Annotated in this window: 21 protein-coding genes; 7 read left to right on the plus strand and 14 right to left on the minus strand. The window is 64.8% G+C overall.

What is annotated here, in order from left to right:
• Positions 1-43: 43 nt before the first annotated feature.
• On the minus strand, positions 44-1,414 hold the full coding sequence (locus DMP11_RS02105; RefSeq protein ID WP_123184857.1) for a Na+/H+ antiporter NhaC family protein: 1,371 nt from the start codon (positions 1,412-1,414) through the stop codon (positions 44-46).
• Positions 1,415-1,529: 115 nt separating this feature from the next.
• Here DMP11_RS02105 and DMP11_RS02110 point away from each other — a divergent pair, with 115 nt between their 5' ends.
• On the plus strand, positions 1,530-4,151 hold the full coding sequence (locus tag DMP11_RS02110; protein WP_123184858.1) for a DEAD/DEAH box helicase: 2,622 nt from the start codon (positions 1,530-1,532) through the stop codon (positions 4,149-4,151).
• On the opposite strand, the gene DMP11_RS02115 is transcribed toward DMP11_RS02110, so the two are convergent.
• Positions 4,148-6,286 (minus strand): HelD family protein, encoded by a 2,139-nt coding sequence (locus DMP11_RS02115; protein WP_123184859.1) that lies wholly within the window; start codon positions 6,284-6,286, stop codon positions 4,148-4,150. The two genes, DMP11_RS02110 and DMP11_RS02115, sit on opposite strands and share 4 nt — an antisense overlap.
• 483 nt (positions 6,287-6,769) lie before the next feature.
• Here DMP11_RS02115 and DMP11_RS02120 point away from each other — a divergent pair, with 483 nt between their 5' ends.
• Positions 6,770-7,123, plus strand: a complete 354-nt coding sequence (locus tag DMP11_RS02120) for a nitrous oxide-stimulated promoter family protein (RefSeq protein WP_123185042.1) — start codon at positions 6,770-6,772, stop codon at positions 7,121-7,123.
• Positions 7,124-7,142: 19 nt separating this feature from the next.
• Here DMP11_RS02120 and DMP11_RS02125 read toward each other — a convergent pair whose 3' ends face one another.
• Positions 7,143-8,993: an ABC-F family ATP-binding cassette domain-containing protein gene (locus DMP11_RS02125; protein WP_123184860.1), complete on the minus strand. Its 1,851-nt coding sequence runs from the start codon at positions 8,991-8,993 to the stop codon at positions 7,143-7,145.
• Between the two features lie 467 nt (positions 8,994-9,460).
• Between DMP11_RS02125 and DMP11_RS02130 the strand changes: the two genes are divergently transcribed.
• Together DMP11_RS02130 and DMP11_RS02135 are read left to right on the plus strand one after the other, a co-directional pair.
• The gene (locus DMP11_RS02130) at positions 9,461-9,931 is read left to right on the plus strand and encodes an RNA polymerase sigma factor (protein ID WP_123184861.1); all 471 of its coding nucleotides are present in this window, start codon (positions 9,461-9,463) and stop codon (positions 9,929-9,931) included.
• A complete protein-coding gene (locus DMP11_RS02135) occupies positions 9,931-12,327 on the plus strand; it encodes a beta-propeller domain-containing protein (RefSeq protein ID WP_123184862.1) in 2,397 nt (798 codons plus the stop codon). Before DMP11_RS02130 ends, DMP11_RS02135 begins: the two co-directional genes overlap by 1 nt.
• Before the next feature lie 312 nt (positions 12,328-12,639).
• Here the strand turns inward: DMP11_RS02135 and groL are convergent, their stop codons facing one another.
• Positions 12,640-14,268, minus strand: a complete 1,629-nt coding sequence (gene groL, locus DMP11_RS02140) for a chaperonin GroEL (RefSeq protein WP_123184863.1) — start codon at positions 14,266-14,268, stop codon at positions 12,640-12,642.
• Between the two features lie 35 nt (positions 14,269-14,303).
• Positions 14,304-14,591: a co-chaperone GroES gene (locus DMP11_RS02145; protein WP_123184864.1), complete on the minus strand. Its 288-nt coding sequence runs from the start codon at positions 14,589-14,591 to the stop codon at positions 14,304-14,306.
• A 253-nt stretch (positions 14,592-14,844) separates the two neighbouring features.
• On the opposite strand from DMP11_RS02145, the gene DMP11_RS02150 reads away from it, so the two are divergent.
• Together DMP11_RS02150 and DMP11_RS02155 are read left to right on the plus strand one after the other, a co-directional pair.
• The gene (locus tag DMP11_RS02150) at positions 14,845-16,113 is read left to right on the plus strand and encodes a sensor histidine kinase (RefSeq protein WP_214647039.1); all 1,269 of its coding nucleotides are present in this window, start codon (positions 14,845-14,847) and stop codon (positions 16,111-16,113) included.
• An 11-nt stretch (positions 16,114-16,124) separates the two neighbouring features.
• Positions 16,125-16,829, plus strand: coding sequence for a response regulator transcription factor (locus tag DMP11_RS02155; RefSeq protein ID WP_123184865.1), 705 nt, complete (start codon positions 16,125-16,127; stop codon positions 16,827-16,829).
• Positions 16,830-17,053: 224 nt separating this feature from the next.
• On the opposite strand, the gene nadE is transcribed toward DMP11_RS02155, so the two are convergent.
• From nadE to DMP11_RS02190, 7 genes are all read right to left on the minus strand, one after another.
• Positions 17,054-17,872, minus strand: coding sequence for an NAD(+) synthase (gene nadE / locus DMP11_RS02160; RefSeq protein WP_123184866.1), 819 nt, complete (start codon positions 17,870-17,872; stop codon positions 17,054-17,056).
• 506 nt (positions 17,873-18,378) lie between these two features.
• A complete protein-coding gene (locus DMP11_RS02165; RefSeq protein WP_123184867.1) occupies positions 18,379-18,918 on the minus strand; it encodes a P-loop NTPase family protein in 540 nt (179 codons plus the stop codon).
• Positions 18,918-19,286 (minus strand): hydrogenase maturation nickel metallochaperone HypA/HybF, encoded by a 369-nt coding sequence (locus DMP11_RS02170; protein ID WP_123184868.1) that lies wholly within the window; start codon positions 19,284-19,286, stop codon positions 18,918-18,920. Before DMP11_RS02170 ends, DMP11_RS02165 begins: the two co-directional genes overlap by 1 nt.
• The gene (gene tatC / locus DMP11_RS02175; RefSeq protein ID WP_123184869.1) at positions 19,286-20,071 is read right to left on the minus strand and encodes a twin-arginine translocase subunit TatC; all 786 of its coding nucleotides are present in this window, start codon (positions 20,069-20,071) and stop codon (positions 19,286-19,288) included. The genes DMP11_RS02170 and tatC overlap by 1 nt, the downstream gene beginning before the upstream one ends.
• Positions 20,072-20,074: 3 nt before the next feature.
• On the minus strand, positions 20,075-21,277 hold the full coding sequence (locus DMP11_RS02180) for a twin-arginine translocase TatA/TatE family subunit (RefSeq protein WP_123184870.1): 1,203 nt from the start codon (positions 21,275-21,277) through the stop codon (positions 20,075-20,077).
• 22 nt (positions 21,278-21,299) lie between these two features.
• Positions 21,300-21,515 carry a CASC3 protein CASC3 gene (locus tag DMP11_RS02185; RefSeq protein WP_123184871.1) on the minus strand — a complete coding sequence of 72 codons (216 nt, stop codon included), beginning with the start codon at positions 21,513-21,515 and terminating at the stop codon, positions 21,300-21,302.
• Between the two features lie 3 nt (positions 21,516-21,518).
• The gene (locus DMP11_RS02190; RefSeq protein ID WP_123184872.1) at positions 21,519-22,874 is read right to left on the minus strand and encodes an amidohydrolase family protein; all 1,356 of its coding nucleotides are present in this window, start codon (positions 22,872-22,874) and stop codon (positions 21,519-21,521) included.
• A 253-nt stretch (positions 22,875-23,127) separates the two neighbouring features.
• Between DMP11_RS02190 and DMP11_RS02195 the strand changes: the two genes are divergently transcribed.
• Positions 23,128-23,829 (plus strand): 5'-methylthioadenosine/adenosylhomocysteine nucleosidase, encoded by a 702-nt coding sequence (locus tag DMP11_RS02195; protein WP_123184873.1) that lies wholly within the window; start codon positions 23,128-23,130, stop codon positions 23,827-23,829.
• 263 nt (positions 23,830-24,092) lie between these two features.
• On the opposite strand, the gene DMP11_RS02200 is transcribed toward DMP11_RS02195, so the two are convergent.
• Both DMP11_RS02200 and DMP11_RS02205 read right to left on the minus strand, forming a co-directional pair.
• The gene (locus DMP11_RS02200; RefSeq protein WP_123184874.1) at positions 24,093-24,587 is read right to left on the minus strand and encodes an S-ribosylhomocysteine lyase; all 495 of its coding nucleotides are present in this window, start codon (positions 24,585-24,587) and stop codon (positions 24,093-24,095) included.
• Positions 24,588-24,622: 35 nt separating this feature from the next.
• On the minus strand, positions 24,623-25,429 hold the full coding sequence (locus tag DMP11_RS02205; RefSeq protein WP_235869369.1) for a class I SAM-dependent methyltransferase: 807 nt from the start codon (positions 25,427-25,429) through the stop codon (positions 24,623-24,625).
• Between the last annotated feature and the right edge of the window lie 8 nt (positions 25,430-25,437).

Consider the following 25,437-nt stretch of genomic DNA (forward strand, 5'->3'; position numbering starts at 1 on the left):
ACCGGCGGCTACGCCGCAACCGCTCCGCTGAAAGCGGGGGCGGCTAGTCCCCCAGAGCGCTGCGGGCACCGTCGGCATCCGTCGGCGGCACTTCCGCGTCGGGACGGCGGTCTTTCGGCGGCACCACGAAGATGAACAGCAGCACGCTGGCCAACAGGCAGAAGGGGTAGAACAAGAACGGGATGATCTGGAAAGCCGTGACGGCCTGGCCCAGCGAGGCGCAGGCGGAAATGGCCACCAGCATCTGGGCGCCGTAGGGCAGCAGGCACTGCATCACGCAAGAGAAGGTGTCCAGGATGGAGGCGGTTTTGCGGCGGGTGATGCCGTAGGTTTCCGCCATCTGGCGGGCGATGGGGTTGGCCATCACGATGGCCACGGTGTTGTTGGCGGTGGCCACGTCCATGGCCGCCACCAGAAGCCCCATGCCCAACTGGCCGCCCTTGCGGCTTTTGAACAAGCGGCGGATGCCGTTCAACAGCGCCGTGAAGCCGCCGTATTCGCGAATGAGGGCGCAAATGGCGCTCACCAGCACCGCCACCATGGTGGTTTCGAACATGCCGGCCGCGCCGGAGCCCATATTGGCCAGAAGGTCGGTAGCGGCCACCGAACCGGTAGCCACCACAATCACCGCACCGGACACGATGCCCAGCAGCAGTACGATGAACACGTTAATGCCCACAATGCCCCCCACCAGCACGATGATGTAGGGCACCAGCTCGATGAGCTGGTACTCGTGGGCCACCTCGCTGGCAACGGGGGTGCCCAGCGTCATGACCAAGATCACCACCAGGGTTACCACAGCAGCCGGCAGGGCTATCTTGAAGTTCTCCCGAAACTTATCCTTCATCTGGCAACCTTGCCCCTGGCACGCGGCAATGGTGGTATCGGAGATGAACGACAGGTTGTCGCCGAACATGGCGCCGCCCATCACCGAAGCCACGCACAGCGGCAAGCTGAAGCCGGAAGCCGTGGAAACCGCCACCGCGATGGGGGTGATAAGGGTGATGGTGCCCACCGACGTGCCCATGGATATGGACACGAAGCAGCTGACCACGAACAGCACCGCCACTGCGAACTCGGGCGGAATGATGTCCAGCATGAAGAACGCCACGCTCTCAGCGGAGTTGCGCCCCACCGTGCCCACGAACACGCCGGCGGTGAGGAAGATGAGGATCATGGTGACGATGGTTTTATCGCCGATGCCGCGCCCCATGACGGCCAGCTTGTCGTCGAAGGGCAGGCTGCGGTTTTGGAAACAGGCCACCAGAAGCGCCACTAGGAAAACCACCACGATGGGTATGTTGTAGAAGCCCATGGAAATGCCCATGCCGTACTCGAACAGCACCCCCAGCCCCAGGTACAGCACTAAAAATACCGCGATGGGCAGAAGCGCCTTCACATTGCCTTTTTCCATGAACCCTCCTTGAATGAACAAACGGATGCAGTTTACTGCAACGGCCCGCACCCGGTGGCGGGGAACAGCTAAAATAAGAGGTTCGATATTATCTTGAAGCTAAAGGACGCCTCCCATGCCCGCTGAAACCGAAAACCCCGCCTCCCCTGCCGATGCCGGCGATGCCTTCGCCTTCGGCTCGCTGGGACGACTGGCCCCCTCCTGGTGGGTGGACGAGGGGCAAACCCAAGAGCAGCTGGAAGCCGCCGACCCCTTCATGGGGGAAGAGCAGGCGCTGGAAACCTTCCTGGAATGGGTGGACGCCCGAGGCATTACCCCCTGGCCCCACCAAGAGGACGCGCTTTTGGCGCTGGCGGCCGGCAACCACGTGATTCTGGGCACCCCCACCGGCTCGGGCAAATCGCTGGTGGCGGAGGGCATGTGCTTCCTGGGGCTTGCCACCGGCAAGCGCTGCTACTACACCGCCCCCATCAAGGCCCTGGTCAGCGAGAAGTTCTTCCACATGGTGGACATCTTTGGCCGCGAGAACGTGGGCATGATCACCGGCGACAGCTCCATCAACACCGACGCCCCCATCCTCTGCTGCACCGCCGAGATTCTGGCGAACGTGGCGCTGCGGGAAGGGGCCGAAGCGGACGTGGGCTGCGTGGCCATGGACGAGTTCCACTTCTACGGCGACCCCGACCGCGGCTGGGCCTGGCAAGTGCCGCTGATAGCCATGACCAACACGCAGTTTCTGCTGATGAGCGCCACGCTGGGCGACACCAGCGCCATCGCCGCCGCCCTCAAGGAGCGCACCGGCCGGACGGTGGACGTGATAGCCCATGCCCCGCGCCCGGTGCCGCTCACCTACCAATACACGCTGGATGCGCCGGAGGCCACGGTGGAGCTAGGGCTGCGCAAAGGGGAAGCGCCGCTCTACATCGTGCACTTCTCCCAGGACGAAGCGCTGGGCACCGCCCGCAACCTGGCCAGCTACGGCGTATCCACCAAAGAGCAGCGGGAAGCCCTGAAAGACGCTGTGAAGGGCACGAAGTTCACCACCCCCTTCGGCAAAATTCTGCAGCGGCTGCTGCAGGCGGGAGTGGGGGTGCACCACGCCGGCATGCTGCCCCGTTACCGGCTTTTGGTGGAACGGCTGGCGCAACAGGGGCTGCTGCCGGTCATCTGCGGCACCGACACCCTGGGCGTGGGCATCAACGTGCCCATCCACACGGTGCTGCTCACCCAGCTCACCAAGTTCGACGGCGTAAAGATGCGCCGCCTACGCTCCCGCGAGTTCCACCAAATTGTGGGCCGGGCCGGCCGGGCCGGCTTCGACACCGAAGGCATGGTGATCGCTCTGGCGCCGGAGTTCGAAATTGAAAACCACAAGGCGATGGTGAAAGCGGGCGACGACCCCAAAAAGCTGCGCAAGCTGAAAAAGAAGAAGCCGCCCGAGGGGTTTGTCAGCTGGAACCAGCAAACTTTCGAGCATCTGATTGAGAAGCCGCCAGAGACGCTGGTGCCCCGCATGCGCATCACCCACTCGATGGTGCTCTCGGTGGTGAGCCGCGGCGGCGACGCCCGAGAGAACGTGCGGCAGCTGATTGCGGACTCCGCCCAAACCCCCGAGGAAAAGGCCCAGCTGAACGCCCGCGCCGATGAGATTTTCGCCACCCTTTTGGAGGGGGGCGTGGTGCTTGAGCAGCAAGACGAGAAGGGGCGCGCCAACTATGTGCTGACGGTGGACCTGCCGCCCGACTTCGCGCTTGACCAGCCGCTTTCCCCGTTTCTGCTGGCGGCGCTGGACTTGCTGGACCCCGAGAGCGAACGCTACGCGCTGGATGTGATTTCGCTGGTGGAAGCCACGCTGGAAAACCCGGCGAAGGTGCTGCGGGCACAGGAGAAGAAGGCCCGCAGCGAAGCGGTGGCCCTCATGAAGGCAGACGGCGTGGACTACGAAGAGCGGGTGGAGCGGCTGCAAGACATCACCTACCCCAAGCCGCTGGAGGGCCTGCTGGCCCAGGCCTTCGGCATCTACTGCGAATCGGTACCCTGGGCCCGCGACTACCAGCTGGAGCCGAAGTCGGTGCTGCGGGACATGGTGGAAACCGCCAGCGACTTCAAAACCTACATCGGCCGTTACAACATCGCGAAATCGGAGGGCACGCTGCTGCGCTACCTCTCCGACGCCTTCCGGGTGCTGGTGCGCACGCTGCCGCCGGATGCGCTGGACGAGCGGCTGCTGGACATCATCGCGTGGCTGGGCTTCATGGTGCGCACCACCGACTCCAGCCTGGTGGAAGCATGGGAGAACGCCGGCGACGTGCCCGAGGCCCTCATGCCGCAACTGGACGCCACCGCCATCGTGGCCGACCGCCACGGCATGGAGGTGATGGTGCGCAACGCCCTGTTCGCCCGCGTGCGGCTGGCGGCGCTGGGCAACGTGGCCGAATTGGGGCGGCTGGACGGCGAGTGGGGTTTCGGTGAGCGCCGCTGGCGGGAAGCGCTGGAGGATTTCCACGCAGCCCACAAGGCCATCTCCATCGACGGCAACGCCCGATCGGCCGCCTACTTCGTCACCGACCCGGCCAACGAGCAAACCGACCACACCTGGCACGCCACCCAGATTTTCCTGGACGAAGAGGGCGACGGCGACTTCCGCATCGAGGCGGACGTGGACCTGGACGCCACCCAAGAGACCGGCGAAGTGGTGTTCAAGAACTTCCGCGTGGGCTTCTTCGAGGAGCTTTAGAGCGAACCCAGCCAGCCAGTGGGAGCGCCTTTGGAGATGAGGGTGAGGTGCGAGGTGGCGCGGGAAACGGTGGTGTAGAGGCGACGGCGGGCGATGTCTTCCCCAGCCGGGAATACCGCCTCCGACACATCCGGCACCACTACGCTGTCGAACTCCAGCCCCTTCGCCAGCTTCAGCGGCAGCAGCACCACCCCTTCGGCCGGCAGCGTGTCCGCATCGGTGAGGGGCAGCACCCCCTCCCCTTCCAGCTGGGCGGCCGTGCGCTTCAGGTCGCTCTTCCAAGGCACCACCACGGCGGCCAGGCCGCCCGCCTCCCGCGCGGCCGCCACCGCGCGGCGCAGGGCCTGCTGCTGCTCGTCGGCAGTTTCGCACCGCACCAGCTGCACCTCTTCCACCGCCGGGCGCACCGACGATATCTCCATGCGGGCACCGTCGGCCGCCAGGCGCGCGAACAGCGCCGTGATTTCGGGGGAAGAGCGGTAGCTGGTCATGAGGCCGCATTCGCTCACCTGGCCGAAACGGGCCCCCATCAGCGCTTTCACTTCATCGAAGCTGGCGGTGTGCTCGTCGATGGCCTGGTTGGGATCGCCCAGCAGCAGGAAGTGGGCGCGGCGGAAGTAGGTGGCCAGCACCAGCAGCTGCGCCTCGGTGTAGTCCTGCACCTCGTCCACCATCACAAACCGCGCATCGGGGTTGGAAAGCCCCGTCACCAGCATCTTCGCGAACAGCCACTCTAGCGAGCCGATGTTGCCGCCCGCCAAACGGCGCCCGATGGCCTCGATGTTCAGCCACTCGTCCCGCTCCACCATGTCGAAGGCCTCGGCGAAGCGGTCGCGCACGTACACCAGCGCCTGCTCTCGCGCCTCCTGCTCGGTAGAGGGGTCGTACAGCTCCCCCAGAATGCGCAGCTGCTCTTCGATGGAGAGGGCCGAAATCTCGTCCTGAATGCCATCGGAAGCGGCCATAGACCCCAACCGCGACTCCAGCTTGCTCCACAGCTCCTCGCGCATGAGCGCCACCCGGTGCGGCCCGGCCGGCAGATGCCCGTACTTCTCCGACACCTTGCGCGCCTGGTCGGCAGCGATGAGCCGCGTGCCGAACAGGGTTATGTCGCAGAAATCGCCGTCGGAAAACTCCAGCTGTCGCACCGCACGCTCCATAGCCTCCAGCCGCTGCAACGGCACCGCCGGAGAGCCGGCGCCGCGCCCCTTCGGCAGGTGCGCCTGGGCGAACTGCTCCCAGGTGAGGGTTTCGGGGTTGGCCTCCCCCATCTCCGGCAGCACGTCTTCGATGTAGCGGGCGAACAGCGGGTTCGGCGACAGCAGAAACACGTCTTGGGCCTTAAGGTCGCTGCGGTTTTGGAACAGCAGGTAGGCGATGCGCTGCATCATCACCGAAGTTTTGCCGCTGCCGGCGATGCCCCTCACCAGCAGCACCGGCACGTCTTCATGGCGCACCACAGTGTTCTGCTCCCGCTGAATGGTGGCGGTGATGGCCCTCATGTGGGCGCTGCGCTCGTGGGCCAGCGACGCCAAAAGCAGCGGGTCCTCAATGGCCACCGTGGTGTCGAAGTAGGCGTTCAAGCGGTTCTCGTCGATGTCGAACTGGCGCCGCAGCTGCAGCTCCACCTCGATGGTGCGCCCGTCCACCTTGTAGGAAGTGGGGCCTTCCGACTGGTTGTAGTACACCTCGGCCACGGGGCTGCGCCAGTCCACCACCAGCCGGCGGTAGTCCTCGCCGGCAATGCCCGCCGCCCCGATGTAGAGCTCCCGCTGCTTGCCGGTGCTTTTGGGCGTCACCACAATCTTTGCGAAATAAGGGCGCTTCAGCAGCAGCTCCACCGTCTTCAGCTTCTCAGCGTTGGCGGTTTGGGCCAGGTTGTAGCCATCGATGATGCGGTCCATGGCGGCGAAGTCAGCCCAGGTTTCCAGCGCATCATCGGCAGTGGCGAAGTTGCGAGCCAGCTCGTCGGCCATCGACTCCTTGTCGGCCGCCGCCTTAAGCGCCGCCTCTTCCAGTGCCTTCGCAGTGGTGCGGCCAATCTGCTGCAGCGCTCCGTACGTGGCCGAGAGGTGCGCTTGTTCCTCGGCGAAAACAGGGTCGTTCATCTGGGCGTTATCAGTAGGCTGAGCCATAGTTCAAGCGCTCCTTCGCTGCAGTTCTCGAAAAATGCGACTAACTATTGTAGCAGTTTCCCCGCGCCCACTCCCTTCGCCACCCATCCGTTGGAAAACCTATAGGTTTTTGGGGAACCTCTGGAGGGTGGGCCGACCCGACAGGCCTGCGCTCGACGCTCCGCACGAGGGGAACTAACTCGACCTGCGGTCGAGTGGATTTCCCCTCTACTCCGCCTGGCCGGACCTCGCTCCGACCCGCCGGGTCGGCCCAGCCAGGATGTTGCTCCGGGCGAACGGGTCCGTTTCAGCTGTGCGGGGGAAGGACGGGGGCGGTCCAACAAAGCGAGTTCCGCACGACGAAAACGCGCCAGTGGCGCGTTTTCCAAAGCAGGACTGTCTGAGCGACTTGGGCTGCCCCCGCCCTTCCCCCTGCTCCAGAAACCTGTGGATTTCCTGCTGCTGGAGGTCGCAAAGCAAACAGGGGCGGATATACTGCCGGGCATGGTTAATTCAGTTGACAGCCCGAAAGTGGCGAAGCGGCGCCTGCGCGAAAAGCGCACCATCTCTCAGATGGTGGCCATGTACTGCGCCGGCCATCATGACGACGCGCAGCGCACCGAGACGGCCCATTGCGGCGAAGCGGTGTGCCCTGAGTGCAAGGTCATCGACGATTACGCGTTGCTGCGCACCGAGCGCTGCCGGCAAATGGCCACCAAAGTGTCCTGCGAGCAGTGCGGCAACCATTGCTACCGGCCCGAAGAACGCCAGCGCATCTGCGCCGTCATGCGCTACGCCGGCCCCCGCATGATCACCAAGCACCCCATAGCCGCCATCCGCCACCTGCTGGGCAAGTAAGCGCCCGGGTTGCGGCGCGCTACTCTCCCAACTTTTCAGCCGCTTCCAGCCATTCCAACTCAAGCTCTTCGATTTGGTCCTCCATCTGGGTGATTTCCTCTTGAATCTTTCCCAGCGCGAGGTAATCGGAAGGGTCGGCGGCGGCCATTTCCTCCTGCTTGGCGGCGATTCTGCCCCGCAAGGTGTCCGCCTTCTTCTCGTTGGAGGCCATCAGTTTGCGCAGCTGCCGCTGCTCGCCACCGGAAAGCTTCGGGGCCGCCGGGACTGCACCCGCCGTCGCCGTCAGCGCAGCCGCTTCATCCGCCACCGCACCCGCCGCGCGCTCCTCGGCGTCGGTGAAGCCGGGCGGCACCGCTCCGGCCACTTCACGGGCCGCCGCCAGCTCCAGGTACTCCTCAACGCCGCGAGGCAGGTGGCGCACCTTGCCGTCAACGATGGCAAACTGGTGGTCGGTCACCCGCTCCATCAGGTAGCGGTCGTGGGTGACCAGCAAAAGGGTGCCGGGCCAACCGTCCAGCACATCCTCCACCGCCGCCAGCATATCGGTGTCCAAGTCGTTGCCCGGTTCGTCCAAAATCAGCACATTGGGCTCGTCCAGCAAAATAAGCATCAGCGCCAACCGCCGCTTTTGACCGCCGGAAAGGTCGCACACCGGCTCGTTCAGATCGACCTTCGTAAAGCCCAGCTTCTCCAGCACCTGCGCCGGCGTCATCTCCTTGCCGTCCAGCATAGTGCGGCGGCTGTAGCGGGAAATCACCTGGCGCACCCGGTCGTCGCCTAAGGCCGTCAGCTCATCCAAATGCTGGGACAGCACGGCGAAGCGCACCGTCTTGCCAATCTTCACCCGGCCCGCCGTGGGTGCCAGCGCCCCTTGGATCACCCGCAGCAACGTGGTTTTCCCCACACCGTTGCCGCCCACGATGCCGTAGCGATCGCCGGGGCCGATAATCCAGGATACATCGTCGAGCACCTTGTGGCCGTCGAAGGCTTCAGTGACCCCCTTCAGCTCCACCACGTCTTTGCCCAGCCGCGCCATGGCCATGCGCTTCAGGGCCAGTTCGTCGCGCAGCGGGGGTACGTCGGCAATGAGCGCCTGGGCGGCAGCCACATGGAACTTCGGCTTCGTGGCCCGCGCCCGGGCCCCGCGGGAAAGCCAGGCCAGCTCGCGGCGCAGCTGGTTCTGGCGCTTCTGCTCCGCCAGGTTCGCCAGCCGCTCCCGCTCCACCCGTTGCATGATGTAGGCGGAAAAACCGCCCTCGAACGGCTCCACCTTGCCGTGGTGCACTTCCCACATGCTCAGGCACACCTCGTCCAAAAACCAGCGGTCGTGGGTGACCACCAAAAGCGCCCCTTGCCCCTTGCGCCATATGGTTTTCAGGTAACCGGCCAGCCAGGTGATGGCGCGAATGTCCAGGTGGTTGGTGGGCTCATCCAGCATCAGCACGTCCCACTCCCCCACTAAAAGGCGGGCCAGGTCTACCCGGCGCCGCTGCCCGCCCGACAAAGTGCCCACCAGCCTGTTTCCGGGGATGTCGGCCACCAGCCCCGCCAAAATGCCCTTGATGCGGTTATCCTTGGCCCAAGCGTAATCGGGCATGTCCCCTAAGATGGCCTGCTTTACCGTGGCCGCAGCGTCCAGCGCGTCCGCCTGGCCCAAGATGCCCACCCGGGTGTCGCGGGTGGTAAGCACGCGCCCCTCGTCCGGCTGCACCAGCCCCGCCAAAAGCCGCAGCAGCGTGGACTTGCCGTCGCCGTTGCGCCCCACGATACCAATGCGGTCGCCTTCGTCCACCCCCAGCGATATGCCCGAGAACACCGTTTTCGTGGGGAACTCCACCGCCGCCTTTTCGCAGCCCAGAAGAAATGCCATGCCTGCCGTCCGTTTCTCGAAAGTAATCGGCGGTAATTGTAGCGCAGCGCGGAGCATCGAGTACCGAGCCCATCGGGTCGGCCCACCCAGGATGCCGCCGCAGGTCCGAACATGACGTTATCCCCGTCCCCCGTCATGCCCTCAGGTCGAATTCGTAGGGCAGAGATTCCATCTCTGCCTAAACGGACGGGCCGCACGGGGCCGCGGCCTCAGGCCGAGATAGAATCTCGGCCCTACGAGAATGCCCGTTTCGGCTGTGCGGGGGAAGGGCGGGGGCGGTCCAACAAAGCGAGTTCCGCACGACGGAAAAGCGCCAGTGGCGCTTTTCCCAAAGCAGGACTGTTTGAGCGACTTGGGCTGCCCCCGCCCTTCCCCCTGCTCCAAAAAATTTCCCAATCCGATGCAACAGATGGGCTGCTTATATACTCTTATACACAAGACGTCTTTTTAGCCAAACTGGGGGACAAATGGACGCACGAGCGTTTACTGAGCAATACCGCACGATTTACCAGGACCTTTATCGCTTCGCCCTGTACACCATGCGCAACCCGCACGATGCAGAGGACGCGGTGAGCGAGGCGGTGCTGGCCGGATACACGGGAATGGAGGGGCTGCGCAAGGACGAAGCTTTCAAAAGCTGGATGTTCACCATCACCGCGAACGTGTGCCGCAAGAAACTGCGCCAGCAACCACCGGAGCCCATCGACCAAGTACCGGAACAACCAGACGACGGGCCCGACGCCGCCACCGCGCTGGCGGTGCGCCAGCTGTTCGGCCAGCTACCCGACGAAGAGCGGGTGATTGTGGCCATGGCGGTTTTCGGCGGCTACAGCTCGAAGGAAGTAGGGGCGCTGCTGAACCTGAACCCCAACACCGTAAGGTCGAAGCACAAGCGAGCGCTGGCCAAACTAGCCGGCCAACTAAAGGATGTGAGCTAATGACCAGGCAAGATGAATTTGACGCTGCCGCACGGGCCTTGCGCGCCGATGCCGAGCAGCACCCCGTTCCCGCCAGCCTGCAGCCCGAGGCCATCGAGGCGATGCTGCTGGCCCACGATGCCCAAAAGTCGGATGGCGAAACCGCCGACAGCGGGCAACCGGCCAGTGCCGCCCCGGCGCCCGTTGAAACCGGAAGCGCCGCGGCCGGCACCGCCTCCCCTCGCCGCCACGTGACGTGGCGCTGGCCCATTGCCGCCGCTGCCTGTTTGGCGCTGCTGTGCGGCGTGGGCGTAGTGGGGGCGCTTGCCGCCCAGGGCAAATTCAGCCCTGCGGCAATCGACGCGCCCTCCTCGCCGCTGCCCGCCGTGAGCGACCCCAGCGCCCCTGCCAGCCCCGAAAGCGGCCTCTCCACCGCCCAGGGCTACGCCCAGGTGCGCGACTGCCTGTTGGCGAGCCAACAGGCCATGGGCGATGGCGGCACGATGTTCATGGAAGACAAGACCGCCGGGGTGGCCCGCACAGAAACGGCAACCGCCTTCACCGCCCAAAATTCCACGAAGGACTCCAGCTTCACCGACACCAACGAGCGCACTGAAGGCATCGGCGAAGCGGATGTGGCGAAAACCGACGGCCGATGGCTCTACGCGCTGCAAGACAGCGGCACCACCGTGGCCATCGTTGATCCGGCCGAAGGCCACATGACCCCCGCCGGCGCTATCGAGGCACCCAAGGGCGCCCAGGTGAGCGAATTCTACGTTGAAGACGGCCGCCTGTACCTGCTGTCCACCGTTTTCCCCGAAGGGGTAGAACAGCCAGACGGCACCTACACCTTCCCACCGGAGACCACGCGGCTGGATGTCTACGACGTCACCGATCCGGCAAACCCCCAGGCCACAGGCTTGCTCACCCAAACAGGCACCTATAACACCGTTCGCTTTGCCGACGGCTATGTGTACCTGTTCAGCGACCAGTGGACCTACGATACCTCGGAAGGAACCGACCCCTCCGCTTACGTGCCCTGCGTGAACGGCGCGGCGGTGGAATGCGGCGACATCTACCTGCCACCGGAGAACATGGGCGACCACTATCTGGTGATCACCACCGTTGACGCCGCCAACCCCAGCGCCGTGGTGGATCAAAAGGCCATCCTGTGCAACGGCGGCAGCGTGTACATGAGCCAGGACGGCGTATTCCTCTACGAGACTACCGGCTACAACTGGGGCATCATGCCCATCGCCCGCTTCGCTGCAGACGACATGGCCGAACCGGCGGGCGAAACCGACCCGATTGCCGAAGCCGCCACGGAAGACCCGGGCGACGCCCCGGCAGATGAGAGCGAAAACGGCGAAGAGGCCCCCGGGGCAACGTCGCCCGCCGAAGGGCCGGATGGCGCAGGCGTCAATGACGACCCGGCCGTAGACGACCCGGCTACTCTCCCGGCTGACGATCCCGCTACCCTTCCGGCCGACGGCCCAGCAGCAGAGCCGCAATCCCCCGAAACCCCCGACGAGGAAGCCCCGGCCCCGAGCGACAACTCCGCCGATGACCCCAGCGAAGGCGAAGCCGACACCCCGGACAGCTCCGGCGGCGATGACCCGGACCTGAAAACCTGCATCCGCAAGTTCACCTTCGACAAAGGCCAGTTGGAAGGTGTGGCCCAGGGAGAAGTGAACGGCACCCTCGACAGCAGCTTCTGCCTGGACGAGTACAACGGGTACCTGCGGGTTGTCACCACCGTGTACGGCGAAGACACCTCAAGCGCCCTCACCGTGCTGAACGAACAGATGGAAGAGGTGGGCAATATTGCCGACATCGCCCCCGGAGAGCAGGTGTACTCGGCCCGCTTCATGGGCAACGTGGGCTACTTCGTCACCTTCAAGCAGGTGGACCCCCTGTTCAGCGTAGACCTCTCCAACCCGGAGAACCCCACCATCATCGGTCAGCTGAAAATCCCCGGCTTCAGCGAGTACCTGCACCCCTACGGTGAAAATCTGCTGCTGGGCATCGGCATGAGTGCCGACGACGCAGGGGCCACTGATGGCGTGAAGCTTTCGATGTTCGATACCAGCAACCCCGCCGACGTGCGGGAAGTAGCCACCGCCGTGCTGGACGGCACTTATTACTCCGATGCGTTCAACGAATACCGGGCCGCCCTCATAGACCCCGCCTCCGACATGATCGGCTTCCCCGTGAGCACCGATCGCGAAGCCTACGCCGTATACGGCTACTCGGAAGACAACGGCTTTAGCCAGCACATGCTGGAGGAAACCAACGGCACGGGCTGGGTGCCAACCCGCGGCATCCGCATCGGCGACGTACTGTACGTGGTGAAGGGCAACGCCGTAGAAAGCTATCGCATTGGCGACTATCAAAAAATCGATGACCTGCTAATTTAGCAAGCTCGCCCCTCCCGGCCAAGGAGGGGCCCACATGGGGCACAACGCCGCACGAGGCGAAAGCGGTTCCCCGGGAAGGGGCGGGATGCCCTGGTTAGGTGAGGTTCGGCACCCGACCAGGACACCCCGCCCCTTCCTGGTGTACGGGCACGGCATACCGCATGACAGGGGACGGGGGTAACGTCATATGGGGGCGCGCCGCGCCCCCATATGACGTTACCCCCGTCCCCTGTCATGCCCAACCAAATCTCGCAACAAAAAGGACGGCCCCTTTCGGAGCCGTCCTTCCAGAAGCTTGTTCGCGATTGCGGCTTAGTACATGCCACCGCCGCCGCCCATGGCGCCAGCCAGGGCAGACAGGTCGGGGCCGTCCTTCGGCATCTCGTTGATGGTGGCCTCGGTGATCAGGATCAGGCCGGCCACGGAAGCCGCGGACTGCAGCGCCGTGCGGGTAACCTTCACCGGGTCGTTCACGCCCATCTCGATCATGTTGCCGGTTTCGCCGTTCTTGTAGTTGCGGCCCCAGCCGGCAGCAGCCTTCTTCACCTCGGCCACTTCCACGGAGCCCTCATAGCCGGCGTTCTCGGCGATGCAACGCAGCGGCGCCTCCAGCGAGCGACGGATGATGTCCACGCCCACCTTCTCGTCGCCGTCCACAGCCAGGCCATCCAGTGCGGGGATGGCGTTGATCAGCGCCACGCCGCCACCAGCCACGATGCCTTCTTCCACGGCAGCGCGGGTAGCCTGCAGGGCGTCCTCGATGCGGGACTTCTTCTCCTTCAGCTCGCTCTCGGTGGCAGCGCCCACCTTCAGCACGGCAACGCCGCCGGAAAGCTTGGCCAGGCGCTCCTGCAGCTTCTCACGGTCGAAGTCGGAATCGGTGCGCTCCAGCTCGGCGCGGATGACGGCGATGCGGTCCTCGATGGCCTTCTTGTCGCCGGCGCCATCCACGATGAGGGTGGTGTCCTTGGTCACCTTAACGGTACGGGCGGTGCCCATCATGGCAACGGTGGCATCGGCCATGGTCATGCCGAAGTCCTTGTCCACCACCTGGGCGCCGGTCACAGCGGCGATGTCCTCCAGGATGCGCTTGCGGCGGTCGCCGAAGCCGGGGGCCTTGATGCACACGCAGTTGAACGTGCCGCGCAGCTTGTTCAGCAGGATGGTGGCCAGCGCTTCGCCGTCCACGTCCTCGGCTACGATCAGCAGCGGGCGACCGGACTTCATGACCTCTTCCAGCAGCGGCACCATGTCCTGGATGGAGGACACCTTCTGGTCGGTGAGCAGGATGAACGGGTCCTTCAGCACCGCTTCCATCTTCTCCATGTCGGTGGCCATGTAGGGGGAAATGTAGCCGCGGTCGTACTGCATGCCCTCCACGATGTCCATCTCCAGGCCGAAGGTCTGGGATTCCTCGACGGAAATGGCGCCATCGTTGCCCACGGCCTTCATGGCCTCGGCGATCTTGGTGCCGATCTCGGCATCGCCGGCGGAAATGGTGCCCACGTTGGCAATCTGCTCCTCGGTGGAAACGGGGGTGGAGGCGTCCTTGATGGCGGTCACCACGGCGTCGGTGGCAATCTCAATGCCGCGACGGATGGCCAGCGCGTCAGAGCCGGCGGTTACGTTCTTCAGGCCCTCCTTCACAATAACGTCGGCAAGCAGGGTGGCAGTGGTGGTGCCGTCGCCGGCCACGTCGTTGGTCTTCACGGCCACTTCGCGCACCAGCTGGGCGCCCATGTTCTCCACGGGGTTCTCCAGCTCCACTTCCTTGGCCACGGTAACGCCGTCGTTGGTGATCAGCGGGGCGCCGTAAGACTTCTCCAGGGCAACGTAGCGGCCCTTGGGGCCCAGCGTCACCTTCACGGCGTCGGCCAGCTTGTTGACGCCGGCAGCCAGAGCGCTGCGGGCATCGGAGTCGAACAAAATCTCCTTAGGCATTTTGCATCCTTTCAAGTTCAGTTAAATCGGGAAAGTTACTCCACTACAGCGTAGATGTCGTCGGCGCGCAGGATGAGCACGTTCTCGCCGCCCATGGCCACTTCGGTGCCGCCGTACTTGCTGTAGATAACCTTGTCGCCCACCTTCACGGGCATGGGCAGGAACTTGCCGTCTTTGTCCATGCGGCCCTCGCCCACGGCCAGCACGGTGCCGGTTTGGGGCTTTTCCTGGGCGCCGGAGGCCAGGTACAGGCCGGATGCGGTGGTGACTTCCGCTTCATCCTGGCGAAGGATGACGCGATCGCCGAGAGGCTTGAGGTTCATCTTGGTGACTTCCTTTCGCTGCATACTGCTTGCAATAGCTTGTCACTCCCTGAGAGGGGAATGCTAGCACTCACGTAACATGAGTGCTAAAAACAAAACGTGCTTATAATACCAGCCTCATGTGGCATTGCAATGGAAACTGCGTAAATCTTAGTGTCTGTGACTTAGATTTCCACGTTTGTCCACAACTGGCGAAGTGACGAAGCCGTGGCGTTCGGGGCTCAGGGGGCGGCCCTTGCGCTATGATGGGGCCATGGAAGACGCGCTGTTCCCACATACCAAAATGACCGCTCTGGACTGGCTGGCAGACGCCGGCGTCGCTCTGGCTGCATTCGCCTTCGGCTGCCTGCAGCTGTACCTGGCGGTCAACCTGCTGATCCCCGACGAGGCCATGCGGCGGTTTTTGGGGATAGAAGCGCTGGTGCCCACCGCCAACGCCATCGCCGCGGTGGCCGTGACTACGCTTCCCCTGGTGCTGCGGCGCCGTCTGCCGTGGCCCTGCCTCGTGTTCGTGCTGGCAGCATGGGCCTTCGGCCAAACCGCCTCCCAGGACATCTCCCTTTCCATCGTGGGGCCGCTGGTGGCCCTGTTCACCGTGGCCTACTGCCGCACGCGCCCCGAGGCCATCGCCGCCGCCTGCTTGGCGGCGCTGTTCGTGCTCATTGTGCCCACCGCCATGCGCCCCTCCTACCTGGTGCATCTCACCCTCATCCAAAACTTGGCGCTGCTGGCGGCCGCCGCATTGGCGGGGCAAGCCCTGCAGCTCAACCGCGCCTACGCCGCCGAAGCCGAACAGCGGGCCCTTGCCGCCGAGCGCAACCGTGAAACCGAGGCGCAGCGGCGCGTAGAGGAAGAGCGGGTGCGCATTGCCCGCGAGGTGCACGACATAACCGCCCACTCCCTTTCCGCCGTCAGCATCCAAGCGGCCGTGGCGGAACGGCTGGTGAAAACCGACCCCGCCGCGGCCGAAGCGGCCATTCGCGAGGTGCGCGCCACCGCGAAAGATGCCCTGGGGGAAATGCGGGCCATGGTGGGCGTGCTGCGCAGCGGCAACGACGGCCCGGAAACCGCCCCCACCGCCGGCAGTGATCGGCTGGGGGATTTGCTGGCCTACTTGGAAGGGGCCGGCATCCAGGCCACGTTGGACGACACCCGCTACCAGCGAGGCCAGGTACCCGCCTTCATCGATGTGGCACTTTTCGGCATCGCCCGCGAGGCCTGCACCAACATCGTGCGCCACGCCCGGGCCACCCGCGCCTCCATCACCCTGGCCTGCCAGCAAGCGGCGGGTCAGCAGCAAGCGGTGCTGGTGGTGCAGGACAACGGCAGCGTCCCCAAGCAGCTGAAGATAGAAACCAGCGGCCATGGCCTGAAGGGCATGGAGGAACGGGTGCGCCTTCTGCACGGCACCCTGCAAACCGGCATCAGCAAAGGCGGCGGCTTCGTGGTGAAGGCCACCGTGCCGCTTGAGAGCGCCGCCTCCCCCGCCCCGTCGGCTGAACCCGCCCCGCAAGAAGTCTGAGAGGAAGCCCCATGGAACAAGCTGCCAAAACCGCCCCCTTGCGGGTACTGGTGGCCGACGACCAAGATCTGGTGCGCCGCGGCTTTCAGGTTATCCTGAACTCCTACGACAACATCGAGGTGGTGGGGCTTGCCCGCGATGGCGAAGAGGCGGTGGAGTTGGCCCAGCAGCTGAAGCCGGACGTGGTGCTGATGGACATCCGCATGCCGCGGAAAAACGGCATCGAAGCCACCCGTGACATCGTGAACAATCCGCTGCTGCGCAAAACCCACGTGCTGGTGCTAACCACCTTCGACACCGACGAGTACGTCTATGACGCCTTGGCGGCCGGCGCTTCGGGCTTTCTCTTGAAGGACGTGGACCCCGATGAAATTGCCGACGCCATTGCCGTGGTGGCCCAAGGGGACGCCCTCATCCAACCGAAAATCATGAAACGGCTGGTGGAAACCTTTGTGGCAGCGCGGCCCCAAGCGGGCAGAACCGCCGCTCCGGCGCAAATGCGGGAACGGCTGGCAGAGCTCACCGAGCGCGAACGGGAAATCCTGCTGTTAGTGGCCCGGGGCCTGAACAACGAGGAAATCGGCCAGGAGCTGTTCATCTCCCCCGCCACGGTGAAAACCCATCTGGCCCGTATCATGGGGAAAACCGACGCCCACGACCGTGCCCAGCTGGTGGTGTTCGCCTACGAAAGTGGCTTAGTGCGAAGCGCCCAATAGGACCACCCTTCACCTCGGTGGCCCGTCGTTGGGCAGGCATTCCGTGTCCGCCCAGGCTGCAAGCACACGGGGGCCGTCTGCTAGGCAGAGATAGAATCTCTGCCCTGCGAAATCGTCATGCAAGGCGTCGCCAGGGCGCAGCACGACCTAGCGGCGGTTGCCCGTTGCACCGGAGCGCAATCGTCATGCAGGATGTCAGAAGAATTGCCGGGACGGCGCGCGCCCTAGTAGAACTTCGCCTGCGGGAACGGCGGCTCAAGCGCCCGTTTGAACTCGTAGGCTCTCGCCCGCGCCAGGATATTGCGGGCCTGCACCACGTCCATCTCGGCCGCGGCCGCGGCCTCCTCCAGCTCGCGCCCATGCTCCACCGCTGCCACCAGCAGCTTGTCCAGGGCATCGTAGCCCACCCCCAGGCTGCGTTCATCGCTCTGGCCGGGGGCCAGCTCGGCGCTGGGGGGCTTCACAAACACGTTCACCGGAATGGGACCCTCATGGCCCGCTTCCACCCCTTTGCGGTTGCGCCAGCGAGCCATAGCGTACACATCGGTTTTGTACACGCCCCCCAAAGGCGCAAAAGCACCGGCGGTATCGCCGTACAGGGTGGAATAGCCCATCTGGGCCTCGCTCTTGTTGCCGGTGTTCAGCATCATCCAATTATGGGCGTTCGACAGCGCCATAAGGCACACCATGCGGCAGCGGGCCTGGGTGTTCTCTGCCGCCAGCCCCTTCAGCTCGCCGCCGCACGCGCGGGCCAGCACATGCTCGAAGGCCTCAAAGGGTTCGCAGATGGAGATGGAACGGTGGTCGATTCCCAAATTGCGAGCCAGCGCCTCCGCGTCGTCCACCGAATGCTCAGACGAGTACGGGCCCGGCAGCAGCACGCCGTGCACATGGGCCGCCCCCAGCGCGTCCGCGGCCATCACCGCCACCAGCGCCGAATCCATGCCTCCGGAAAGCCCGATCACCACATCGGTAAAGCCGGCCGCGCGCACGTAATCCGCCGTGGCCTCGCAACAGGCGCAGTACATCTCTTCCGGAGTCATGGGCACCCTTTCTCGAAAACTACCGTGCCGCCAGTATGGCCCACCAATGTTTCAGGCCCATTGCGAACCCAGAAGAGATACACGAACGTAGGGGTTTTGGAGGGTGGGCCGGCCCGACAGGCCTGCGCTCGACGCTCCGTACGAGGGGAACCAACTCGACCTGCGGTCGAGTGGATTTCCCCTCTACTCCGCTTGGCCGGACCTCGCTCCGACCCGCCGGGTCGGCCCAGCCAGAATGCTAATCCAGGTCGGATTCGTAGGGCAGAGATTCTATCTCTGCCTAAACGGACGGCCCGCGCGGGGCTGCGGCATCAGGCCGAGATAGAATCTCGGCCCTACGAAAATGGCCCGGTAGGACGAGCCCCGTCGCGGCCGTGCGGGGGAAGGGCGGGGGTGGTCCAACAAAGCGAGTTCCGCACGACGAAAACGCGCCAGTGGCGCTTTTCCCAAAGCAGGACTGTCTGAGCGACTTGGGCTGCCCCCGCCCTTCCCCCTGCTCCAGAAAACTACGCCAGTTGGAGGCGTTGGAGCAGCCAGTGGGCCAAGGGTTCGAGACCGGCGCCGGTGGTGGCGGAGGTGAGGAACACGGCGGCTTGCGGCTGGTGTTGGGCAACGGCGGCGGCAAGGGCATCGCGCGCCGGGGCGCTGCCCACGGTGTCGATCTTGTTCACCACCAGTGCTGCGGCATCCGGCACTGAGGCATCGGGCACTTCGGCCGCCGAAACCAGCCACAAATCGCACGGGTGGCCGGCGGGCACTTCCCGCACCGCCACGTCCAGCCGCGCCAAGGCCTCCGGCTCAAAGGGCAGCCCATCGGCCCCGTCGGCATCGGGGCGAAACGCCTCAGCCTCCGTTGGGATTCCCGTGGCCTCGAACTTCTCCACTTCGGCTGCCGTGGCATCGGGCCCTAGCACCACCGCCATGTTCAGCTGGTCGCGCAGCTGGTCTACCAATGCCATGATCAGGGAAGTTTTGCCCGCATGCGGGGTGGCCGACACCGTCAGCACGGCCGGCAGCGCAGAGGCCCCCACCTCAGCGCCGGCCATCAGAGGGCTTCCCCTTCGTCGGGAATGTCCACCTCGATGGAATCGATTTCCAGCTCGCGGCCGGCCAGCAGCTCGGTAAGGGAGCTGCCGCACTGGGGGCACGCCCAGTGGAACTGGTCGTGGTCGAATTCGCTTTCGCATTCCAGACAGCGGCTATGGGGATGCACGGTGATGATGCGCAGCTGGGCTCCCTCCAGAAACGGATCCCCTTCGCTTAAGGCCTCCCAGGCGAAATTCATCGCGTCCTGCAGGGCACCGGTCATCTCCCCCACCTTAAGGGTGACGGAAAGAAGCCGCGTGGCACCCGCTTCCTGGGCCACCGGGCGCACCGAATCCAGCACGCCGGAGACGATTCCCAGCTCGTGCATTACTCTTCGGCCTCGGCCTTTGCCAGCTCTTCGTTCTGCCGCTTGATGCGGCGGGACAGCACCACACGGGCCAGCAACAACGACAGCTCGTAGAGCACGATCATGGCCGCGAACATGAGGAACATGGTGACCGGCGAAGCGTCGGGGGTGATGATGGCGCAGATAACCAGCAGCGCCACGTACACGGTGCGCCAGGCGCCGCGCAGTTTGGCGTAAGGCACCACGTCGAAGATGACCAGGTAGAAGATGATGAGCGGCAGTTCAAAGGCAAAGCCGAAGCCCAGCTCGAACTTGATGATGATGTCCACATAGGAGGACATGCGCGCCGCCACATAGCCCAGGCCGTCCGCTTGGTCGGTGAGCCATTGGAAGGCGGGGTTCAAGATGATGCAGTAGCAGAAGATGGTGCCGATGATGAACAGCGCCACCGCCGCGATGAAGGTGGGCATGAACCACTTGCGCTCTTTGGGCTTCAAGGCCGGCAGGAAGAATGCCAGAAGTTGCCAGAGTATCACCGGGGAGCAGGCCACGATGCCGGCCCACAGCGAAATTTGGAAGCGCACCGCGAAGGCCTCGAAGGGGTCGATGGCCTGCAGCGACGCCATGCCCTGGGCATCGGTGGGCAGGTACTCGGCGATGGGCAGCAGCAGGAACTGGCCCATGGTGGGGGTGGCCATGTAGAACACGATGATGGCCACGAACAGGCAGGCCACGATACGCACAAGGCGCATGCGCAGCTCGCCCAGGTGGTCGAAAAGGGGCATGCGCGCCGGTCCGATAGGCATAGCTTACTCCCCTTTCTCTTCTTTGGCGGCATCGGCCGCGGCGGACGATTTCGTAGTTTTGGCGGCAGTGGTTTTCTTGGCCGTAGTGGTTTTCTTGGCAGCCGGCTTCTTGGCTGCAGGGGCAGCGGCCTCTTCGGCCTTGGCGGCGGTTTTGGCGGTGGTGGCCTTTTTGGCGGGCGCCTTCTTGGCAGCGGGCTTGGCTTCGGCGCCGTCGGCCTTGGCAGCAGCCGTCTTCTTGGGGGCAGCCTTCTTGGCGGCCGGCTTGGCCTCGGCGCCATCGGCTGCCTTGGCGGGCGCCTTCGCGGCAGCGGTCTTCTTGGCCGCCGGCTTCTTCGCCGCAGCGGGCGCGGCCTCCTCCGCCTTCGCCGCAGCGGCCTTGGCGGCCGGTTTCTTCGTAGCAGCGGGCTTTTCCTCGGCCTTCTTGGCCACAGCGGCCTTGCGGGCGGCGGCAGCGGCGGCAGCCGGGCCGGAAGCGGCCTTGGCAGCCGTAGCGGACGCCGGTTTGGCAGCGGCCTTGGCGGCCGGCTTCACGGCAGGAGCGGCGGCCTTGGCTTCGGCCTTCGCAGCAGGCGCCGCAGCCTTCGCGGCAGCCGGCTTCACGGCAGCGGCAGCGGCAACGGTGGCAGCAGCCGGCTTAGCGGCATCGGAGGCCTCCGTCAGCTTGGCATCGGCGGCATCGGCCGTCGCGGCCTTCTCCTTCTCGGCCGCCAAACGGGCGGCGCGTTCGCGATCATAGCGAGCCTTGCGCTCCGAGAAGCTCTCCCCCTGCTTCACCACGCCGGTGGAAGAAGACGAGCCCGCAGATGCGGCCGGGCGCGCAGCAGGCGTCGGCTTCGCCGCAGCAGACGAGCCGGTAGAACCCGAAGCGGCCGGCGACGCCGGACGCGGAGCCGCCCTGGTCACGGTCTTGCCCGCATTCTTGCGGGCCTCCGACACCTCGCGCCCCGCCTTCTTCAGGTCCGCGGCGCTCTTCTTCGCCTGCTCGGTGGCGCGGTCGAAGGTTTCCAGCGGGTTTTTGAAGGGGTCCTCGGCGTTGGGATCGAACACCTCGTTTTTCAGCACGCCGCTCATTTCCTCCTGAGCGGTGCGGAACTTAGCAATGAACTTTCCCAAGGTGCGCGCCATGGCGGGCAGCTTATCCGGGCCGAAAATCAAAAACCCGAACAGCAGGATGAGGAAAAGTTCGAATCCTCCGATACCGAACAATGTAATCGTCCTCTCTTTCGAATTACATCGACAACACGCTGAGAGCCACCGTGGGTATGCCAAGGGCAAGCACCAGGATGACGCACACGACTATGGTGAATATCTTTTTCGTTTTGGCTTCCGCCTCGGCCCGCTCCTTCGCGCGCCGCTCGCGCTCTTCGGCATCGCGCACCCGCTGCGCCCGCTGAGCCGCGGTGGCGGTGCGCTGGTTCTTCTGCGACTTGTTGTTGCTTCCCATAAGCTACGACCTGAGCTTTCCGCGAATCTCGATGGCCCGCGCCACGCTGCGCGCCACCTCAACGTTCACATGCCACTTGTTCTTCTCATACAGGATGTTGCCGTCCACCATGGTCATCAGCACATCCGAGCTAGTGCAGGTGTTCACCACGGCGGAAATGGGATTGCCGCCGGGGGCCTGGTGCGAACTGGAAAGGTCCACCGCAACGATGTCGGCGCGCTTGCCAATTTCCAGCGAGCCCACCTTGTCGTCGATGCCCAGCGCGCGGGCGCCGCCCAGGGTGGCCAGTTCCAGAATGGTGCCGCTGTCCAAGAAGCGGCGGGTGCTCATCGAGCGGCTCATCAGCATGCCCACCGTCATCTCGGTGAACATGTCGGTGGAGTTGGTGGCCGCGGGGCTGCCAGTGCCGAAGCCCACGGGGATGTCGGCGCGCAGGAACTCGTCCAGCGGCGCCACCCCCATGCCCAGCTGGGCGTTCTCGCGGGGACAGGTGGCGATGGCCACGTTGTTCTGGCGCAGAGTGGCCAGGTCGCGATGGTCCACGTGCACCGCCTGCACCACCAGGGTGCGCGGCGCCTGGAACGCGCCCCAGTTCAGGGCGTACTGCACCGGCGACACACCGGTGGGCATCCAAGGGGGCACTTCCACGAACCCGCGGTCGTTGCCCATGGCGTCCACCGAAAACGGCGAAGAGCCGTAGCGCACGAAGTTCATTTCCTCGCGGCTGCCGGCCAAGTGAATGGCATAGGGAATGTCTTGCTCGGCGGCAAACTCGGCCGCGGTGCCCATGAGGGCGGGGTGGGCGCTGAACAGGTGCCCCGGCGCGATGCCGATGGTCACGCGGCTTTCGTCTACCTCTTCGCGCCAGTGGAAGATATCCTTTTGGGCCATCTTCATGGCGTACTCGATGCGGTTTTTGTCCATGGCGCGCACTTCGCGGTAAACCACCGCCCGCAGCCCCAGCTTCTGAGTGGCGGTGACCGACGCCCCGTTGGAGGTGGTGTCAGAAATGGTGGTGATGCCGCCGGACAGCGCGTCCAGGCAGCCCAGCACCGCGGAGTCGTACCAGTCGCTCATCTCCATGAGCGGGGCCTTCTCGGTAACCTTCATGAGCCACGTGTTGTAGGGAAGGTCGTCCACCAGGCCGCGCATCACCGAGTACTCCATGCGGGTGTGGGTGTCCACCATGCCGGGCATGATGGCCGCCAAACCGAAGTCGCGCACTTCCTCGGACGGATAGCGCAGCTTCATGATGTCCGCCGCGCCCATGTCGCAAATCTCGCCGTTGCGAATCAGCACGGCCCCTCCGGTCATGGGGTCGGAGGCGATGGGCAATATGTAGTGAGCGCAAATGAGCATGCGGTTTCCCTATTCTCGCGTTCCTGCAAGCCATCGCCTTCCGCGGAAAACAACTCCCCGCCGCCGAAGGCGCACAGCAAATTCGAATGATACCATTACATGAGCGGCCGCCTTGCTTTAACCTCGGCGTGCGCAAGAAATGCAAAACAAAACACCCGCTCGGCGGCATCGCGCGCCGCACGAGGGCCTCCCGTTCGGGGCGCCCCGCGCGCAGCGGCCGGCCAAGGGTTCCTTCCCGCAGAAAGAAGGCCTCATGAAATTCGGAATTATCGGCGCCATGGACGTGGAAGTGCAGCTGCTGCTGGAGGCCATGAAGGCCAACGGCCCCCTTTTGCAGGCGAACCACGGCGGCATGGCCTTCAGCGAGGGGGTGCTGGGGGCTCACCAGTGCGTGGTGGTGCAAAGCGGCGTCGGCATGGTGAACGCCGCCCTGTGCACCCAGGTGCTGGTGGACCGCTTCGGTGTTGACCAGGTGATCAACACCGGCGTGGCGGGTTCGCTGGACCCGCGGCTGGACATCTGCGACATCTTGGTGGCGGAAAGCGCCGTGAACCACCTCATGAACGCCTGCAATTTCGGCTATGCCCCCGGGCAGGTGCCGGGCATGGACCAGGTGGCCTTCCCCACCAACCCCCTGCTGGCGTCCCAGGCGCTGGAGCGCGCCCGGAAGCTGGGGCTTCACGCGGTAGCCGGCGTGGTGGCCTCGGGGGACGAGTTCGTGCGCACCGCCGAGGAGAAGCGGCGCATCCGCAACGTCTTCGGCGCCGCCTGCTGCGAGATGGAGGGGGCGGCCATCGCCCAGGCCTGCTGGGTGAACGACGTGCCCTGCGTCATCGTGCGGGCCATCTCCGACAAGGCCGACGGCAGCGACGCCATGGATTACCCCGAATTTGAACAGAAAGCGGCCCGCACCTGCGCGCAACTGGTGGAGGAGCTGGTGCGTTCCTGCTCGTAGGGGCCGGGAGCTGACGGGGGGGCGGGGTTAACGTCAGGTCCGAACCTGCGGTGCATCCTGGCTGGGCCGACCCGGCAGGTCGGAGCAAGGTCCGGCCAAGCGGAGCAGAGGGGAAATCCACTCGCCCGAAGGGCGAGCTAGTTCCCCTCGTACGGAGCGTCGAGCGCAGGCCTGTCGGGTCGGCCCGCCCTCCAGAGACGCAAAAAAGGCAGAGATAGAATCTCTGCCCTACGAATTAAACCTGCGATGTATCGGGGGGCTGCTTAGTCCAGGAGCGCCGGATAGGTGGTGTGGGCCTCGTCCAGCCCTTCCAGGGTGTCGGCCACATAGCGGCGGGCCCACCACTTCGCCTGGTTCAGGTCGGCATCGTGGTAGTTGCCGCACTCGGCAGGGCTGGCGCCAGGAATCTCGCCTTCAAAGTCACGGGCGAAGCGGAACAGTCGCGTTACCACGTCGGCCACCTCTTGCGGGGTGCATTCCCCAAAAACCACCAGGTAGAAACCGGTACGGCAGCCCATGGGGCCGAAGTACACCACACGGTTGGCCCATTGGGGGTCGTTGCGCAGGAAGGTGGCACCCAGGTGCTCCAGCGCGTGCACGGCAGCGGTGTCCATCACCGGCTCGCGGTTGGGGGCGGTCATGCGCAAATCGAAGGTGGTCACCACCGCACCGGTGGCGGGGTCCTCGTCGCGGCGCGACAGGTACACCCCCGGTTCAAGCACGGTATGGTCAACCGAAAAACTGGCAATGCGCTCCATGTTCGCGTCCTTTCGCCGCTTTCAAATTCTTCAAACTATTGGGGCTTGCGGGCGGTATGCACCGCCGCGATGCCGCCGGTGTAGTTCTTCCATTGCACGTCGGTGAATCCGGCCTCTTCCAGCATGGCAGCGAATTGCCGCTGGTCGGGGAAGGCCTTGATAGAGCGGGACAGGTACACGAAACCGTCGCGGTCGCCGGTAATCAGGCCGCCCCAAAACGGGATGAGGTGCTTCAGGTAAAAGTGGTACAGCCCCCGCCACACGGGGTTGGGGGGCGTGGAGAACTCCAGGCAGGTGAAGGAGCCGCCCGGCTTCAGCACCCGGTACATCTCGGAAAGGGCCTGCTGGCGCTTGGGCATGTTGCGGATGCCGTAGGCCATGGTGAGGGCGTCGTAGCTTTCGCTCTCGTAGGGGATGTCCTGGGCATCCACCACCTCGAAATCCATCGGCACATCGCCGCCGGCGCCGCAAGAGCGGTGGGCGCGGGCCACATCCAGCATCTCGTTCACCAAATCGGTGCACTGGATATGGGCCGGATGCTTGGCGCGGGCCACGGTGAAGGCCACATCCCCCGTGCCGCCGGCGATGTCTATCACGTCGTCGGTGGGCTGGATGTCCGCCTGCTTCATCATGCCCGCCAGCCACAGCTTGTAAGAGCCGAAGCTGGATATGGCGTTGAAGCGCTCGTATTTTTTGGCAATGGTGGCAAAGATGTGCTTCACCCGCTCACTGGACAACTCGGGGGCCGCCTCTTGGCCGGTGGCGGTGTCGATGCTGGCGGCCGCGGGCCGCGGGCTTTCGGGAGGTGTGGGTGCGTTGTTTTCCATAGTGGGGCTAAGCATAGCGCATC

It is taken from the genome of Parvibacter caecicola, from assembly GCF_003725335.1.
GTDB lineage: Bacteria > Actinomycetota > Coriobacteriia > Coriobacteriales > Eggerthellaceae > Parvibacter > Parvibacter caecicola.